At 42.4% G+C, this 15,062-nt stretch carries 14 protein-coding genes; 6 read left to right on the forward strand and 8 right to left on the reverse strand.

The window, feature by feature from the left end:
- Positions 1 to 105: 105 nt before the first annotated feature.
- Together pbp4 and MHH40_RS06860 are read left to right on the forward strand one after the other, a co-directional pair.
- Complete coding sequence (gene pbp4, locus MHH40_RS06855; protein ID WP_050945764.1) at positions 106 to 2,145, forward strand: penicillin-binding protein PBP4(5); 2,040 nt, start codon at positions 106 to 108, stop codon at positions 2,143 to 2,145.
- Between the two features lie 134 nt (positions 2,146 to 2,279).
- A complete protein-coding gene (locus MHH40_RS06860; protein ID WP_050945763.1) occupies positions 2,280 to 3,518 on the forward strand; it encodes an MFS transporter in 1,239 nt (412 codons plus the stop codon).
- A 35-nt stretch (positions 3,519 to 3,553) separates the two neighbouring features.
- On the opposite strand, the gene MHH40_RS06865 is transcribed toward MHH40_RS06860, so the two are convergent.
- Genes MHH40_RS06865 through rfbF form a run of 5 tightly spaced genes read right to left on the reverse strand, consistent with a single transcriptional unit; the run spans position 3,554 to position 8,335 of the window.
- Complete coding sequence (locus MHH40_RS06865; RefSeq protein WP_050945762.1) at positions 3,554 to 4,483, reverse strand: putative nucleotide-diphospho-sugar transferase; 930 nt, start codon at positions 4,481 to 4,483, stop codon at positions 3,554 to 3,556.
- Positions 4,484 to 5,674: a glycosyltransferase family 2 protein gene (locus tag MHH40_RS06870; RefSeq protein ID WP_050945761.1), complete on the reverse strand. Its 1,191-nt coding sequence runs from the start codon at positions 5,672 to 5,674 to the stop codon at positions 4,484 to 4,486.
- The gene (locus MHH40_RS06875) at positions 5,671 to 6,582 is read right to left on the reverse strand and encodes a putative nucleotide-diphospho-sugar transferase (protein ID WP_050945760.1); all 912 of its coding nucleotides are present in this window, start codon (positions 6,580 to 6,582) and stop codon (positions 5,671 to 5,673) included. The genes MHH40_RS06870 and MHH40_RS06875 overlap by 4 nt, the downstream gene beginning before the upstream one ends.
- Before the next feature lie 12 nt (positions 6,583 to 6,594).
- Positions 6,595 to 7,566 carry a GDP-mannose 4,6-dehydratase gene (locus tag MHH40_RS06880; protein ID WP_041816148.1) on the reverse strand — a complete coding sequence of 324 codons (972 nt, stop codon included), beginning with the start codon at positions 7,564 to 7,566 and terminating at the stop codon, positions 6,595 to 6,597.
- Positions 7,567 to 7,570: 4 nt separating this feature from the next.
- On the reverse strand, positions 7,571 to 8,335 hold the full coding sequence (gene rfbF / locus MHH40_RS06885; RefSeq protein ID WP_050945759.1) for a glucose-1-phosphate cytidylyltransferase: 765 nt from the start codon (positions 8,333 to 8,335) through the stop codon (positions 7,571 to 7,573).
- A 356-nt stretch (positions 8,336 to 8,691) separates the two neighbouring features.
- Here rfbF and MHH40_RS06890 point away from each other — a divergent pair, with 356 nt between their 5' ends.
- Both MHH40_RS06890 and MHH40_RS06895 read left to right on the forward strand, forming a co-directional pair.
- On the forward strand, positions 8,692 to 8,841 hold the full coding sequence (locus MHH40_RS06890) for a DUF1540 domain-containing protein (RefSeq protein WP_080984809.1): 150 nt from the start codon (positions 8,692 to 8,694) through the stop codon (positions 8,839 to 8,841).
- 198 nt (positions 8,842 to 9,039) lie between these two features.
- Entirely contained in the window at positions 9,040 to 10,119 is a 1,080-nt protein-coding gene (locus tag MHH40_RS06895; RefSeq protein WP_012009211.1) for a DUF3900 domain-containing protein, read from the forward strand.
- A gap of 64 nt (positions 10,120 to 10,183) precedes the next feature.
- On the opposite strand, the gene MHH40_RS06900 is transcribed toward MHH40_RS06895, so the two are convergent.
- On the reverse strand, positions 10,184 to 11,383 hold the full coding sequence (locus tag MHH40_RS06900; protein ID WP_050945757.1) for an MFS transporter: 1,200 nt from the start codon (positions 11,381 to 11,383) through the stop codon (positions 10,184 to 10,186).
- Positions 11,384 to 11,486: 103 nt separating this feature from the next.
- Between MHH40_RS06900 and MHH40_RS06905 the strand changes: the two genes are divergently transcribed.
- Positions 11,487 to 12,395: a LysR family transcriptional regulator gene (locus MHH40_RS06905; protein ID WP_050945756.1), complete on the forward strand. Its 909-nt coding sequence runs from the start codon at positions 11,487 to 11,489 to the stop codon at positions 12,393 to 12,395.
- Between the two features lie 33 nt (positions 12,396 to 12,428).
- Here the strand turns inward: MHH40_RS06905 and MHH40_RS06910 are convergent, their stop codons facing one another.
- Positions 12,429 to 12,908: an aminoacyl-tRNA deacylase gene (locus MHH40_RS06910; protein ID WP_050945755.1), complete on the reverse strand. Its 480-nt coding sequence runs from the start codon at positions 12,906 to 12,908 to the stop codon at positions 12,429 to 12,431.
- Between the two features lie 148 nt (positions 12,909 to 13,056).
- Between MHH40_RS06910 and MHH40_RS06915 the strand changes: the two genes are divergently transcribed.
- Positions 13,057 to 14,256 carry an MFS transporter gene (locus tag MHH40_RS06915; protein WP_050945754.1) on the forward strand — a complete coding sequence of 400 codons (1,200 nt, stop codon included), beginning with the start codon at positions 13,057 to 13,059 and terminating at the stop codon, positions 14,254 to 14,256.
- A 17-nt stretch (positions 14,257 to 14,273) separates the two neighbouring features.
- On the opposite strand, the gene MHH40_RS06920 is transcribed toward MHH40_RS06915, so the two are convergent.
- On the reverse strand, positions 14,274 to 15,005 hold the full coding sequence (locus MHH40_RS06920; protein ID WP_003213997.1) for a MurR/RpiR family transcriptional regulator: 732 nt from the start codon (positions 15,003 to 15,005) through the stop codon (positions 14,274 to 14,276).
- Positions 15,006 to 15,062: the final 57 nt, after the last annotated feature.

Below are 15,062 nucleotides of genomic sequence, written 5' to 3' on the forward strand. Positions count from 1 at the left end.
AACCATGACATCGTGCCTTGGTCTATTTTCATAGGAGAAACTATACAAATCACGACCAATCACTGTAAAATATAGAGGATCTAATCAAAAATTGAGGTGTTTTCATTGTATACGGATCAACGAAAATCATTTTGGAAACAGAAAAAAGTCATGATCCCCATTCTTAGTATCATCGTAGTTGCTGCTGCTTTCTTTTTCTTAAAAGATTCTCTTTTCTCAAAAGAAAAAGAAGCTTTAAAAGCGGCTCAATCCTTTACGAAACAAATGGAGAAGAAAGACTTTACAAGGCTGGCTGATGAGGTAACAAGTGCGTCTTTGAAAGCCAATGACTTCTCAAAAAAACAACTAGCCGAAAAATACGACAATATCTTTAACGGAATTGGTGCTTATGATTTGAACATATCAAAGCTCAACGTCGAAAAACAGGACAAAGGAAATGGGTATCAATTTTCCTATGATGTGACAATGAAAACGTCATTGGGCAAGCTGCAAAAGCTTTCTTACAAGGGCGTTCTCTCAGAAGAAGATGACAAATGGAAAGTCGACTGGAAGCCAAATCTCATCTTCCCGCAAATGGAGAAGGGAGATACCATCAAGGTCAAATCAGACCCTGCTGTCCGTGGAAACATCGTCGATCGAAAAGGGCGTACCCTAGCAGAAACAACTGGTGGAAGCGCACTTGGCATCATCCCAGGAAAGCTTGGCACAGGGGAAGAAAAAGAACGCAATATCAAAAAAATCAGCAAGGCGTTTGATTTAGATGAAGAACTAATCGACAATCAGCTGAAACAAGCATGGGTCACAGACGACACGTTTGTCCCGCTCAAATCAATGTTAGAACAGAAGCCGATTCCAAAGGATATAAAAGGCGTCACCTATCAATCGAAGGAAATGCGTTACTATCCTTATAACGAAGCCGCCGCCCATCTCACCGGCTATGTCGGGAAAGCAAATGCAGATGATATCAAAAGAAATCCGGCATTAAAAGCTGATCAAATCATTGGCAAAACCGGTCTTGAATTCACATTTGACAAAAACTTGCGCGGACAAGATGGCGGAAGCATTTTGATCGTCCATGATGAAACAGGCATTGAAGAAACATTGCAAAAGTCAGATCGACAAGATGGAAAAACAGTGAAGCTGACCATTGATGCCTCTTTACAGAAAAAAGCCTATGAACAGCTGAAAGGTGAAAAAGGGGCCGTCACGATCATGAATCCATCATCGGGGGATCTATTAGCGCTTGTCAGCGCCCCTTCCTATGATGTCAATCTTATGACAAATGGGATCACACCTAAGCAATATCAGGCATACAGTGAAAACCCAGATCTCCCATTCCAAGCCCGGTATGCGAGCCGGTATGCACCAGGGTCTACATTCAAAACCATTACAGCAGCCATCGGGCTGGAAACAGGTGTCACAAAGCCTAATAAAGTACGCACCATCCATGGACTGAAATGGCAAAAGGATCAATCTTGGGGCAATTATCGAATTACACGGGTTCACGATAAAGAAAACGTAAATATGGTTGATGCCCTCGTGTACTCAGATAATATTTACTTCGGACAGGAAGCACTGGAAATTGGCAAAGACACCTATGAGAAAAAAGTGAAAGCATTTGGGTTTGGTGAAGATTTGCACATGCCATTTACAATGAAACCAGCACAAGTATCAAACGACGGCATTCAATCGGACATCTTACTTGCTGACTCAGCATATGGTCAAGGCGAATTACTCATGTCACCGATTGAACAAGTACATGCCTATTCTCCATTTGCAACAGGAGGCAAGCTCGTCTATCCTCGAGTCGTTCAAGATGAGAAAACAGCATCACCAAAACAAATCATCAAAGAAGACTCGGCAAATACAGTGAAAGACGCGCTCACTCAGGTCGTGACGAGTCCAAACGGTACAGCTCACTCCTTACAAATTGAAGGGGCTGACATTGCCGCTAAAACAGGAACGGCAGAGCTGAAAAGCAAACAAGGAGCGACAGACGGTTCTGAAAATGGATTTTTACTTGCTTTTAATCCTAAAAAAGAAGATTACGTCCTCGTCGGCATGATTGAAGGTGTAAAAAATCGCGGTGGTAGTGGACTCGTTATTCAAAAAATGAAGCCTGTCATCGCAACTTTTTATAAGTAACCATTTAGAGACACAAGCGCTTGTGTCTCTTTTTTCTAAATCATGACAATTTGCTATTGTTTTATAGTTCACCTTATGAATAAAATGAGAAGAATGCAAAATAGAAAACAGTTGAATGAAAGGAGGAAGTCTCATTGGCTATTGCTGCTCGTACAAAGGATAAACCTCAAAATTCTGTCACTGGATCAACGGTTTATCCCATTTTATTGATTATTGGCATTTGCCATATGCTCAATGACACTTTGCAAGCCGTTATTCCTGCCATGTTCCCTATTTTAGAACGCTCAATGGGGCTGACCTTTACACAATTAGGGCTGATTGCCTTTACATTAAATATGGTCTCCTCCGTGATGCAGCCCGCTATTGGGTGGTACACAGATAAAAGGCCGATGCCTTATGCACTCCCGGTTGCTTTATTTTCTAGTGCTGTCGGTATATTCGGGCTTGCGTTTGCGCCTTCCTTTGCCACCATCTTGCTTTGCGTTGTCTTTATTGGACTCGGCTCTGCCATTTTTCATCCAGAGGGCTCCCGCGTTGCCAACATGGCAGCTGGTCCAAGACGAGGACTTGCACAATCCATCTATCAAGTAGGCGGAAATACAGGTCAAGCCTTTGCTCCGCTGATCGCTGCTTTAATGCTCGTCCCTCTCGGTCAGCCAGGCGTGGCTTGGTTTACGATTGTTGGAATGATGGCTGTCGGTTTCCTTCTTTATATTTCAAGATGGTACGCAGGAAGACTTCAAACCATTCGAGCTCAAGCGAAAAAAGCTCCAGCAAAAGCTGCAAGATCTGAACTTCACCGTAAGTCAGCACTCACAGCACTTGGCATTATCGTCTTTCTCATCTTTGCCCGCTCTTGGTATGGAAATGCGATATCAAATTTCTATGCGTTTTATGCGATTGAACAATATGGATTGACGATTAAAGAATCACAGACTTATATTTTCTTATTTCTCATTCTAGGTGCAATTGGGACATTTTTAGGCGGGCCGCTTGCAGACCGCTTCGGCAAGAAAACGGTGATTTTAATTTCCTTATTGGCATCCTTTCCACTTGCCTTGCTGCTGCCATTTGCCGGACCTGTTTTTGCCTATGTTGTACTTGGACTGATTGGAGTCATTCTGACGTCAAGCTTCTCTGTCACAGTCGTTTATGCTCAAGAACTATTTCCCGGGAAAATTGGCACAATGTCTGGTTTAACGGTTGGACTTGCGTTTGGTATGGGTGCAATCGGATCGGTCGCTCTAGGCTCATTCATTGATGCCTTCGGTTTAACGCCTACTATGATCGGAGTCGCCTTTTTACCGATATTAGGCATCCTTGCCTTCTTACTACCTAGCGATCAAACCATCTCCAAATGGAATGAATCATAAAAAGGAGAAAACCGCTCAGTGATTGAGCGGTTTTTTCACATCTCATAAAAATGCGTATCAGGTACATGCTTCTTTGCAATAAACCCTTGCTGGAATTCTGGAAAGACCTTTTGCACCTGTTTGATTTTTTGATGAACCAAATCGGCATATGGAATATATAGATGATCCACAAGCTTTTGTTCTGTCATATAGTAATACCAATTCAGATTAAAGGTATTCCCATCAATGATCGTAAAGGCAGAAAAATGATAGAACAAGAGTGGACATTCGTCGAGATACATTTCCCCTTTCACAACTGAAAGCTTGTAGTTTTCAATATTCCAAATCGCGGCATTGGCTCCTTTAGATGTCACCACATGGACCCCTTCAAAATCATCGATCCATCTTTCAACATACCGCTGATCTCCATACGTCTTATTTTTTGTATCCATTTCGACTGTACAGTGTGCAAGACAGTTTTCCTTCCATTGTGTGACCGCCCGTTTGGCAACGTCTGTGTTGCGGCAGCCGACAAATCCAGTATTGAAGCGGCCAGATAACTCATAAAAGTGATAGAACCGCTTGGAATTCATATGATCCGTCAAAAATAAATGAGCGAGTGGATTCTCTGCAAATATCGCCTCTGGATCATGATAAAAATACAAATCCGTATCCAAATGGGCGAGATAATCCGCTTCTGAGGACTCAAGGATTTTGAGCAAAAAAACGGGCTTTAACGTCCAGCAATACTCATGGAACGTCCGATCATCCTTTGCCTTTCGCAGCGTCTCATCTTCAATATCTTCAAGCTGTTCATATTGAACGTGCGGATGAGGAAATTCACTTAACACCTTGTAAGCCAAAGGGTCTGCACATAGAACAGACAGCTTGAATGAATGAGCGGTTTGTTCAAGCGAATGAATCAGCGCCAAAAGCTTAAAAACATGGGTATTCGACACAATGGTTGTAAAATGATAAGATGCCATCTACAACACATCCACTTGAAACAAATCAACGCGTAATAGCTCTTTTGTCAGCCCTTGAATGGCTTCTACAAGCACTGTGCAGCCATATTCCTGCCGCGCAAGCTGCGCTGCCTCGGACAGTTTTTTCAAAGGGACATGTCTAGCGGTCAGCTGATCTTTTTTATCCCGTTTGACGCCTACGTTCCGCTCCGTGATCAAATGAAGCAGCTCTAAAAAATAAGAGAGCAGACCATCGAATACCGGATTTTCACGCAGCTGCCGAACCTCTTTCACAATGTCATTTGTGACGGTATGAGAAAATGGACCAGAGAAAGCCAAATGGACATCAATGGCATCAATATTGTTGTACTTCTCGCACATATACAAAATGTTATATTTGATGTCATCAAATGACGTTAAATTACTTGGATGCTCCTGATGCACGCTCATGATATCCTCTCGCAATTCAAAGGAGAGACCAAGCTGATGCAGACGAATTCCTAAATCATAATCCTCAAACCCATACCGAACGATCTGTTCATCAAACATCCCGAGCGCGATGACATGCTTGCGTTTGACAGAGGAGTTATTCGTAATAAAAAATCGCCACGGCAGCTCATAAGAGCCTAAATCATAGTTGTACGTGCGCAAAATGTCTTTGAGGATATCAATAAACTCAGACTGCAAATCGAAGCTTTTCTCTAGAAATGCACCATTTTCAACTTCCTTCATTGATAAAAGAGGCGTTTTATCATTCATTTTCCGCTTATACAGGCCTTGCTTTTTCAACCGATTGATATGATCCTGATCAAATGCTTCGTAAAAATAACGATAAATCCGCTTCCAGCATACACCACAAATGACAAGGTCCTCATGATCAGCATGTGCCTCCGCATGCTTTTGAATAAATTGCGGCTCTGCCAGCATATCGCTGTCATGGAATATCAGCAGGTCTCCCTCCGCCTCGCGAATGGCATGATTGCGCCCCTTGGCTATCCCTTGATTGACAGGAATACGCACCTTTTTAAACGGGAAATTCACCTCAATGTTCTCAAGCATTTCCATCGTGCCGTCCGTTGACCCATTATCAGTGACAATGACCTCAAACGGAATATCCGTATTCTGAAGCGTTAAAGAAAAAAGACTCCCTTCTAAACGCTCCTTGGCATTATAGCTCGGAATAATGACGCTTACCTTTGGCTTCTCATTCATGCGTCATCCTCCTCCAATTTGGCATAGCCGTTAAACAGCGGATCGATCTGCTCAACAGATTCAATCACATGGCGCAGCACGTTTCGATAGGCTTCTTGGAAAAACGGCAGATCATCTCTCCCCTTTTCATGAATTTGCTGCATCTCATCCTTGCTCACGATGCGAAAGCCGCTGAAATGATAGCAAATGAGCGGATGCCCATCCTCCAGCAAAATCCGTCCATTTTCTTCCCGATAGGAATGCTGTCCATAATTCCAATGACCAATATTCACGCCTTTTGTTTGAATATCTTCCACTTTTTCAAACAGCTTCGGCATATGATCCAGATATCCTTGATCGCCAAACTTGCCTTCTCCCGGTGCATTTTTGCATTCCTTCAAGCATTCTTCCTTCCACCAGCTGAGGCATTTTCGTCCGGCTTTATCTCCTTTAAAATGCAGGAAGCCAGAGTTATAGCGACCTAAAAGCTTCTGAAGCATTTTCACTTCCTCAGGATCGAAGCTCGGAATCACAATATCCCCTCTCGAAAGTAAAACAGAGGCATCCGGCTGATGTTGAAAAATCACTTGCGGGCTCTCATAAAAAAATAAATCCGCATCAAGATAGGTTACTCCTTCTGCCTGCTCCTGTTCAAATAACCACTCAATCCACATCGGTTTTAATGTCCAGCAATATTCCGAGGCATCCCGTTCCTCTTTTTTCTCCAGCAGCTCCGGCGTTTCGAGCTCCCGTACATGAACAAGATCAACATGAGGAAAATTCATTTGATGAAGCAGATCAAATGCAGCATCATCCATACATAACGTCTTGATGACAGCATCATCTTCTACTTGCTTCAATGACAAGAAAAACGCAATGGCTTGATAAAGTCTTCCACTTGATAGAACCGTACAATATATGCTGTTCATCTACTTACACCTCTATTTTTGAAAGAATTCGCGGTACCATTCAATCGTTTTCTCTAAACCTTCATCAATCGAGTAGTCTGGCTTCCAATCAAGCAGCTTTCTCGCCTTTTCTGCCGACAAATATTGATGCTTTATCTCATGCGTTCCTTGGTTTAAAATACGAGGCTTCAGTTCACTGCCCATTGCCTTTAAAATCTTATCCACGAGTTCAAGAACCGTCAGCTGAATTTCATTACTAAAGTTAAAGGCTTCTCCAGCGAGCCCTTTTTCCTCCATCTTCTCAGCTAGCAGCAAATAAGCCTTAACCGCATCTTCAATGTAGAAATAATCACGAATAAATGTCCCATCACTTCTAATTTCCGGCGCTTCTCCTTCTAGCACAAGCTGGATGGTTTGCGGAATGATTCTGTTGAAATTTAAATCCCCGCCCCCGTATAAATTGCCGCAGCGCGTAATACAAACTGGAAGACCATATGTGTTGTAATACGTATGAGAAATTAAATCTGCACAGCTCTTTGATACATCATACGGATGTTTCCCATTTAGCGGCATGTCTTCATCGTATGGAAGCTGTTCCTGATCGCCGTATGCTTTGTCACTTGATGCCACGATGACTCGTTTGATCAGCGGCTGTCTTCTGCACGCCTCGAGTACATTCCATGTCCCTAAAATATTGGCTTCAAATGTAGAAACAGGGTGTCTATTTGCGACCCCAACAATGGCCTGCGCCGCCAGATGGAAGACAGTATCAATTTCGTATTCTCCTAACGCACGTTCAATCGTTTGCATATCCTCCAATGCACCTTGCACCACATTCATCTTTTCAAATTGACTGCCTTGATATAAATTCGACCTTGGCACCTGATCACGCACAAGTCCCGTCACGTTTGCCCCTTGATCAATCAATTCCTTGACGAGATAGCTTCCCAATAGTCCTGTACATCCAGTCACAAATACGTTTTTCCCATTCCAAAATCCGCTCATGCCGTCACCAAACCTTCCATGGTTGTTTTCCATTTGTCCACATGCCATTGATTTCCTTCAGGTTCTTATACGTATCGATCGCTGTCCAAAATCCGTGGTGCTCATAAACCGCAAGCTCTCCATCATTCGCCAGATTTTGAAGAGGCTCCGCTTCAAACACGCATTGATCATCGTCTGTCAAATAGTCAAATACCTTTGGAGACAACACAAAAAATCCTCCATTGATCATCCCGATACTGTCTGTCTTCTCAGAGAAGGATTGTGCCATCCCGTTATATACCTTCAACGTCCCGTACTGTGACTTCTTTTCAATTCCTGTGACAGTCGCAGCTGCCCCAAGATCCTGATGACGCTTCAGCAGATGAAACATATTGACATTGGCAAGTCCATCACCATACGTCATCATGAATGTCTCATCCCCAATGTAGTCCTGTGCCTGCTTTAACCGTCCGCCTGTCATCGTATTCTCGCCTGTATCTAAAAAGGTGATTTTCCAGTTCTCTGACTTTCCTAAAAGCTTCATTTCCCCTGTCGCCATATCTAGCTTCATGCTGTGATGCCGCCAGTCGTAGTTCAGGAAATACTCTTTGATCTTCTCTCCTTTATATCCAAGCAATAAGATAAACTCATCTACTCCGTAATACTGATAGATTTTCATAATATGCCATAGAATAGGCCGATCTCCGATCATAGCAAGTGGTTTAGGAAGCGCTTGTGTGACCTCACTCATTCTCGTTCCCTTTCCTCCGCAGAGAATGACTGCTTTCATCTTCTCCCCTCATCTCTCTATGAAAAATTTTTGATTGAAAACCTTATCTTTATGCGGAAAATCAGTACATGTACCCTCATACTTTGTCCGACATCAGGTTTTGAATCTACTCTATTCATATGTCGAAATGAGAGAGGGTGCCACCTAGCATTTAACTATTTTTACAAATAAAAAAAGAGCGAGATTTGTATTCTCGCTCTTTCAAAGTTTAAATTGTATATTATCAGGGTAGATGGTATGATAAACATGTGCATCAACAGCACAAACAGCCTCTTTTTATCAAGAGACTACTAGATGGAATGAATTCAAGTGGCAGCTTGCTTCATTCTCAATATGAATCACGGAGGTGAATTCCCATGGCACAAAACGTACTTTGTGAAGTGAACTCTTGCCGTTTTTGGGCTGATAACAGCTGTACGGCTTCTACCATTAAAATTGGTAAAAACACAATGACTGATGTGACTCGCAATACTGAAACTGATTGCGAAACATTTGAAACAAAATAAGTGATTTTTCTGAGATGAAGGAACTGGCAGGTTCCTTCTTTTCTTTTATCATTCTATCAAGAATGATAATTATTATCAAGTGTTTTTCATTAAACATTTCTCGGGAAATAATGACACGATATTTCTCCATTCGTTGACGATTTTCACTCCTTTTTCTATACTCAACATATCCGAAGAAGAAAAAGTGGTGACCAATCAATGGATTTTACGATACGTTTTCTATCATTCTTTGTCGTAGAAATCGAAGGCAAAGATGAACAAGCAAATAAACGGTTCAAGCATTATCAAACATTAGATCAAGAGGAATTTGAACAAAGTGAGCTGAAGGACTTTTTAGATGGTGAGCTAAAAAAAATCGTCAAACGAAAAGTGGACAGACACCCTAAATCTGAACAAGTACCAACCAAAATTGGCCGGTTCATTGTCGAACCCGGTCATGAACTCGATTCAAATCCAAACTACAATTTATTTCATCAGACGAGATTTGCCGATACAAAAGAAGTATTTAATGAATGCAGTGAACAGTTTGTTCGCACGTATTTAGATACAAGTGCTGTCAGAGGCGGCGTTTTTTTAGTTGCGTCTGCCGTTCCTAAAAAGTACTTCGATGACTCCTTTGTCTTTATTATGAAATGCGATTTTGAACAGAAAGTCGCTTCTATCGCTGATACATCTACCTTGATCAAAAAAGTAGAAATGGCTATTACAACAAAAAACATGAAATCAATTCAATACCCTTTTATGCCAGAAGAGGGCATGACAGAGGAAGCTGAAGTGAAAATTCACCAATCCTCACATGCTCGTTATTTTGAGGACTTTCTGAAATTCGTCGAATACGGAGAATCTATGCCTGAAATCATGAAATCACAGGTCATGAACATGGTGCAGGAACAAGTATTTGAAACATTACAGGATGAAAGTGAAGAATTAAAGCAGTTCGAAGAGGATCTTGAAATATGGGAAGCGAGTGAAAAACGAGAAATTAGAGAAACACTCGATACAGAACAGGTCACACTAGCAGCTTCTCACATTGTGGAACAAACCCCTGACATCACAATGAAAATGCGTCTAGGTGAAACAGAAATCAAAGGACTTTTAGCCGACTTTGGCCACTCGATCCATATTGCGAAGGTCAACAATCGATATGTCGTGCTCGTCGAAGCAGACCAAATTGTCTTCGAAAAAGGAAGCACACCTGTTGAATTCCATAAACCAAATGGATTAAAAGAGGTTGTCAGCCAGCTCACGCAAAAAGCCTACGATTCAGACTTAGAATAAGAGAATATGACTGCCTCCTGCGATCAGCTGCATGAGGCAGTTTTTTTATATAACGCTTTATTTTTTACACTGCACTAGAAGAAACATGTTGCCCGCCTCTTACCCACATGCTGACAAGCATTAAGCTTATGATGAGCATCAACCAAAAGACGCTGTTTGTTCCGAAAAACTGAATCAACGTATACCCGCACAAAGGCCCTAAAGCAGCCCCCATATCTTGAACAAAAGAATAGCTGGCGAGAAAGCGGTTCTTATCTGTTTGAGCAGAGGCTTTTTGAAAGGCAAGTGTATCGGTGAACGTTGTGACAATCGTTGCCAGCAGCTGAATCAAAAGCAGCATCAATAGGAACCAGCCGCTTACCTTCAGCATGACCCCAAGAAAACTGAGCCCTCCAAATGAAAGAAACATCCAGCATAGCATTCGTTCCTTCATCACAAGCCGATCAAACCATTTGCCCGTTCTCGGTGCCACAAATGGTTCCCATCCCCACCTAATTGCTTGAATCACACCGCTTAAAGCCGAAGCTCCGATGACAAAGCCAAACAGAGTCAAGTGATCCTGGTCAATCTTTGCTTCAATGACATGACTCAGCGTGGATGCGAATAAACCTTGAATGATCAGTGCGATCAGCATGCCTGTTATCAGTACTTTTACAACATCTCGTGTAAACCACTTTTGTTTGATGCCATGATACACCTGCGTGCCTTCTCTCTTTTCAATTTCATCCAACGATACATAAAAAATGCATCCCATCAATGTAAGTAAACCAAAGACTAGCGTCATGGACTGGAAGCCGATCAAGCTAGCAAAGATTCCGCCAAATAACATGCCAAATAAACTGCCAAGCCGGTAAAGCCCATTATAAAGCCCCGTCAAATGTCCTTGTGAGCCTTCGTCCATTTCAGCCAAAACCCTCATCCCGCTCATTCGGAGTAATGTCCAAGCGAGACCCCATGCGCAGCGGCAGATAAGCAGCAGCCAAAAGCCGCTCATCCCATATAATATCGTGGTCACTGACGCGATCAAAATCGCGATCAATACACCCGTCTTCATTGGGATATAGCGATAGAGCCACCATACGACAGGTGCTAGCGGGATACGAATGAATCGGTTGATGGACAGCAGTAACCCGACCTCCCAAATGGATGATAAACCAATCTCTTTCCAATAGACCGGGAGAACAATATAGAGCATTGAATCCCCAATAAGTGCAAATGCTGTGATGAGCGATATTGACACAACTTGCTTTTGACGACGATCCATTTTTTCTTCCCCCTTCGCTACCTTTACGATAAGGGATGCCTTATAATAAATCTAATGAATGTTTTTGATTGTTTTATCAAAATAATTGATAGGTGGTGCGAAGTTGAATTTACATGCCCTTCGGATTTTTGCAAAGGTCGCAGAGACAAAAAGCGTCACACAAACTGCCGACGCACTATCTTTGACACAGCCAGCTGTGACGGCTCAGCTTAGAAGCATTGAACGAGAGATCGGGTTTCGCCTTTTTAAACGAAACGGTCGGGGCATTGCGCTCACAGAAATGGGAAAGATGCTGTATCCTTATGCCCGGCAAGTGTTTGAGGCTGAAAAGGAAGTAGAATATCAGATCACGCTATTACAAAACGGGAAGAAGGGGCGCCTCCGCATCGGTTCTACCTATGTACCACTCAACTTTTTACTGCCTGATTGGCTGGCTGCTTTTAAAACGTCATCACCACAGTCAGAAATCGAATTAAAAAGCGGAAATTCCGCTCAAGTGATAGAGAGCCTGCTTCAATATGAATCAGATGTCGCCATCGCTGTAATTGAAGATTTGCATCATGAGGAGATCGTTACCTCTCATTTGACGAATTTAAGCTATGATTTTATTGTGCCAGCAGACCATCTGTTGAACGGAAAAACCGTTCCGCTAGAGCGCCTGAGTCAGGAGCCCTTTTTAATGCGTGAAGAAGGCAGCTCCACTAGAGATAAGCTCTTTTCCCTGTTCACCTCGAAAGGAATTAAAAAACCGACTGTTGATTTACAATTCAGCGGTGTTCATGAAGCGATTCAAATGATTAAAGCTGGCTATGGGATCACACTTGTTCCCCGTGATGCGGTTCAAGGCAGTCTCAAGCGGAAAGAGATTGGGCGTGTATATATCGAAGGCATAGAAATCGTCAGACCTGTTGTGATCTGCAAACGGGCGAATGATCTTGAAGAGAATAGAACCGTGGATGCCTTCCTGCAAATGAAAGATATCGGTCCATTTAAGGAGCCTACTGCAAATTAAAAAGGTGCCTGCATGAGAAACAGGCACTTTTTTCTATTCTGCTGGCTGCACGATGTCATACGGTACAGCCTTTGAGGCTTTCACTAATTGTTCTGGTGTGATCAGTATTTCATTTCCCCATTCACCTGCTCCAACGCCTAATATTTCCTCCTCTAATAGCGAAGCTTCGATGATGGTGCGGAAGCCTTCTGGCTGCCAGCAAAACGGCGGTATTGAGCCAATTCGGTAGCCTGTCACTTCTAGAACCTTCTCTGGTGATGCCATTTTAATATTACGAGAGCCAGCCGCTTTCTTTAGTTTCCCTGACTTAATATGCTGGTCAGCGCCAACCATCACAAGCAGCTGCTCACCTTCCCCTGTTTCAAAAATCAATGTCTTAATCATTTGTCTCTCACGAAAACCAAGGGCTGCTGCTACATTTGCGGCTCCCTTCTCTGTTTCGGAAGAAAATGTTTTGATTTCATATGGGATACCGTGTTTGTCCAAAAAGTCATGTGCTGGTAATGTTTTCATTGATTGAACCCCTTTCCTTACGATGTGTTTCATTTAGCTTATCACAATCCTCTCATACTTAAGATGTATTTTTGAATGAAAATCCTCTAGGTACTTCATCACCATGGTATACTGAACTTGTTTTTGGAAAAGAAGGAGTCGATTGGATATGGGAAACAAGTTTTGGTGTTATACAGGCAGTAAAAGCCTTCTCATGCTAAGTGATATTCTATTTTTGATGACGATTACGTTAGTTATTTATCAAGATACACAATCTGTTGCCTATGCTGCTGTATTTCCGCTCATAAGAACGCTATGTCAGCTATTGGCTGGGCTCATCTCTCCTGTTTTGACCGCTCACTTTCACGCCGATCGTCTATTGAAATGGGTCCCTCTTTTACGGATTGGGATGCTCGTCGTGTTCACGACACAATTTCATTTCTTTCAGCAGCACCTGATCTGGCTATTTAGTGCGTTCATTTTAATTTCCATCACTGGCGGGTTCATTAGTCCTTTATTACAGTCCATCATGCCGATGCTGGTGCCAGCAAATCAGCTTGTGAAAGCGAACAGTACAGCCTCCATTTTTCATCAATCTGTTCAAATTGCCGGCTATTCGTTCACTGGAATGCTTGTCCTATTGATTGGGCCATTTTATTTAATGTGGGCCTCTTGTTTCATGATTGCGTTGTCTTATCTATTTATCATCCCTGTTTTTTCTCTACTCAAGCAAGAAGACACGGTTCAAAAAGCAAATACGAAGAACAGGTTCAAGGATGGCTGGATGATCATTTGGACAAACAAAACGGTTCGCACCCTGACCTTCATGGATGTTTCTGAAAATATTGCAGGTGCTTTGTGGGTCGGACCGGTTACGCTTGCCTTTGTCACACTTGTTTTAAAGGAAGGTGGAGAATGGTGGGGATTTATCAATGCTGCTTATTATATAGGTGCCATTATAGGCGGGATCTTGGCTACATGGTTGAGCCGATTTATTCAAAAAAAGCTTCTCCTCTTTATGGCAGCAGGCTCTTTTATTTATGCAGTGCTGACCATTCTATTTGCGCTGAACAGCCTCCCGTGGCTTGCGTTGCTGCTTTGTATTTTGATGGGGCCTGCCTATCAAATTCGGGATGTTTCACAGCAAACCATTCTTCAAACGGAAACACCAGTCCATGATTTATCAAAAGTGTATTCGGCTCAATACGTCCTCTCTTCTATATCTGTCAGTTTATCTATTTTCTTTGTTGGATTGATTGCGGATACATTCGGAACGAGATTTGTGTATTTGCTAGGCGGTCTATTTGTGCTTGTCTGTTCCGGTATTGCCATCCTCGCTTTTATAAAGCAGAAAAAAGAGAGCGGCTGATTCATGCAGCGGCTCTTTTACTTTTCCTTTAACATTGCGAACATATCACGCGCCATCGCTTCTAAAATATACACGACTGGCGTCTGTGTCGTGATATTGGCTCGGTGAACCCGTTCGTCTGTCACGTAATAGGCAATATTTAAATCTGAAATGCGCGAAATCGTGCAGTGCTGATTGTTGGTAATGCTAATGATTTTGCTTCCTTCTCTTTTTAACTTCGAAATATGATCAATCGTAATACTGTTCTCCCCTGATACAGACAGCACAATGGTGACACTATTGTCTAAATACTGCATATTCATCGGGAAAAACGGATCATTGATGTAAAATGAAAATTTCTCAAGACTTGAAAAGTACCTTGCCCCATACTGCGCCAAAATACCAGAGCTGCCAGTGCCAATAAACAGCACATTTTTTGCATCGGCAATGAGTCTTGCTGCCTCTTTAATTTTCCCCTCAAAGTCCCCTTTTAGTGTTCGTTCAATAAATTCATACAGAAAGTGCTGGGTGCTTTTTAAAGTAGGTGTCTGCTCTGCTTCTAAATACATTTTAAGCTTCACTTTAAACTCTGAAAAGCCTTCACAATTTACTTTTCGGCAAAAGCGAAGGACAGACGAGGTGGATATATGGGCAGCATCTGCTAAGTCCCGAATTCTCATATACACGACCTTTTCACTGTTTTCCATGATGTATCGGTATAAAGCGCTTTCTAGTTCATTAAAGCTGGAAATAACCTCACTTGAAAACATCTGACTTCCCCTTTCTCCAACAGCATGTCACAATGTGTTTCTTTTATGTAACAAATC

It is taken from the genome of Bacillus sp. FSL K6-2431, assembly GCF_038005165.1.
Taxonomy (GTDB): domain Bacteria; phylum Bacillota; class Bacilli; order Bacillales; family Bacillaceae; genus Bacillus; species Bacillus pumilus.

What these genes read in the sequence shown, in the direction of transcription:
- MHH40_RS06865 (WP_050945762.1), bottom strand. Translation starts at nt 4,483, where the DNA reads ATGGCATCTTATCATTTTACAACCATTGTGTCGAATACCCATGTTTTT.
- MHH40_RS06870 (WP_050945761.1), bottom strand. Translation starts at nt 5,674, where the DNA reads ATGAATGAGAAGCCAAAGGTAAGCGTCATTATTCCGAGCTATAATGCC.
- MHH40_RS06875 (WP_050945760.1), bottom strand. Translation starts at nt 6,582, where the DNA reads ATGAACAGCATATATTGTACGGTTCTATCAAGTGGAAGACTTTATCAA.
- MHH40_RS06880 (WP_041816148.1), bottom strand. Translation starts at nt 7,566, where the DNA reads ATGAGCGGATTTTGGAATGGGAAAAACGTATTTGTGACTGGATGTACA.
- rfbF (WP_050945759.1), bottom strand. Translation starts at nt 8,335, where the DNA reads ATGAAAGCAGTCATTCTCTGCGGAGGAAAGGGAACGAGAATGAGTGAG.
- MHH40_RS06890 (WP_080984809.1), top strand. Translation starts at nt 8,692, where the DNA reads ATGGCACAAAACGTACTTTGTGAAGTGAACTCTTGCCGTTTTTGGGCT.
- MHH40_RS06895 (WP_012009211.1), top strand. Translation starts at nt 9,040, where the DNA reads ATGGATTTTACGATACGTTTTCTATCATTCTTTGTCGTAGAAATCGAA.
- MHH40_RS06900 (WP_050945757.1), bottom strand. Translation starts at nt 11,383, where the DNA reads ATGGATCGTCGTCAAAAGCAAGTTGTGTCAATATCGCTCATCACAGCA.
- MHH40_RS06910 (WP_050945755.1), bottom strand. Translation starts at nt 12,908, where the DNA reads ATGAAAACATTACCAGCACATGACTTTTTGGACAAACACGGTATCCCA.
- MHH40_RS06915 (WP_050945754.1), top strand. Translation starts at nt 13,057, where the DNA reads ATGGGAAACAAGTTTTGGTGTTATACAGGCAGTAAAAGCCTTCTCATG.
- MHH40_RS06920 (WP_003213997.1), bottom strand. Translation starts at nt 15,005, where the DNA reads ATGTTTTCAAGTGAGGTTATTTCCAGCTTTAATGAACTAGAAAGCGCT.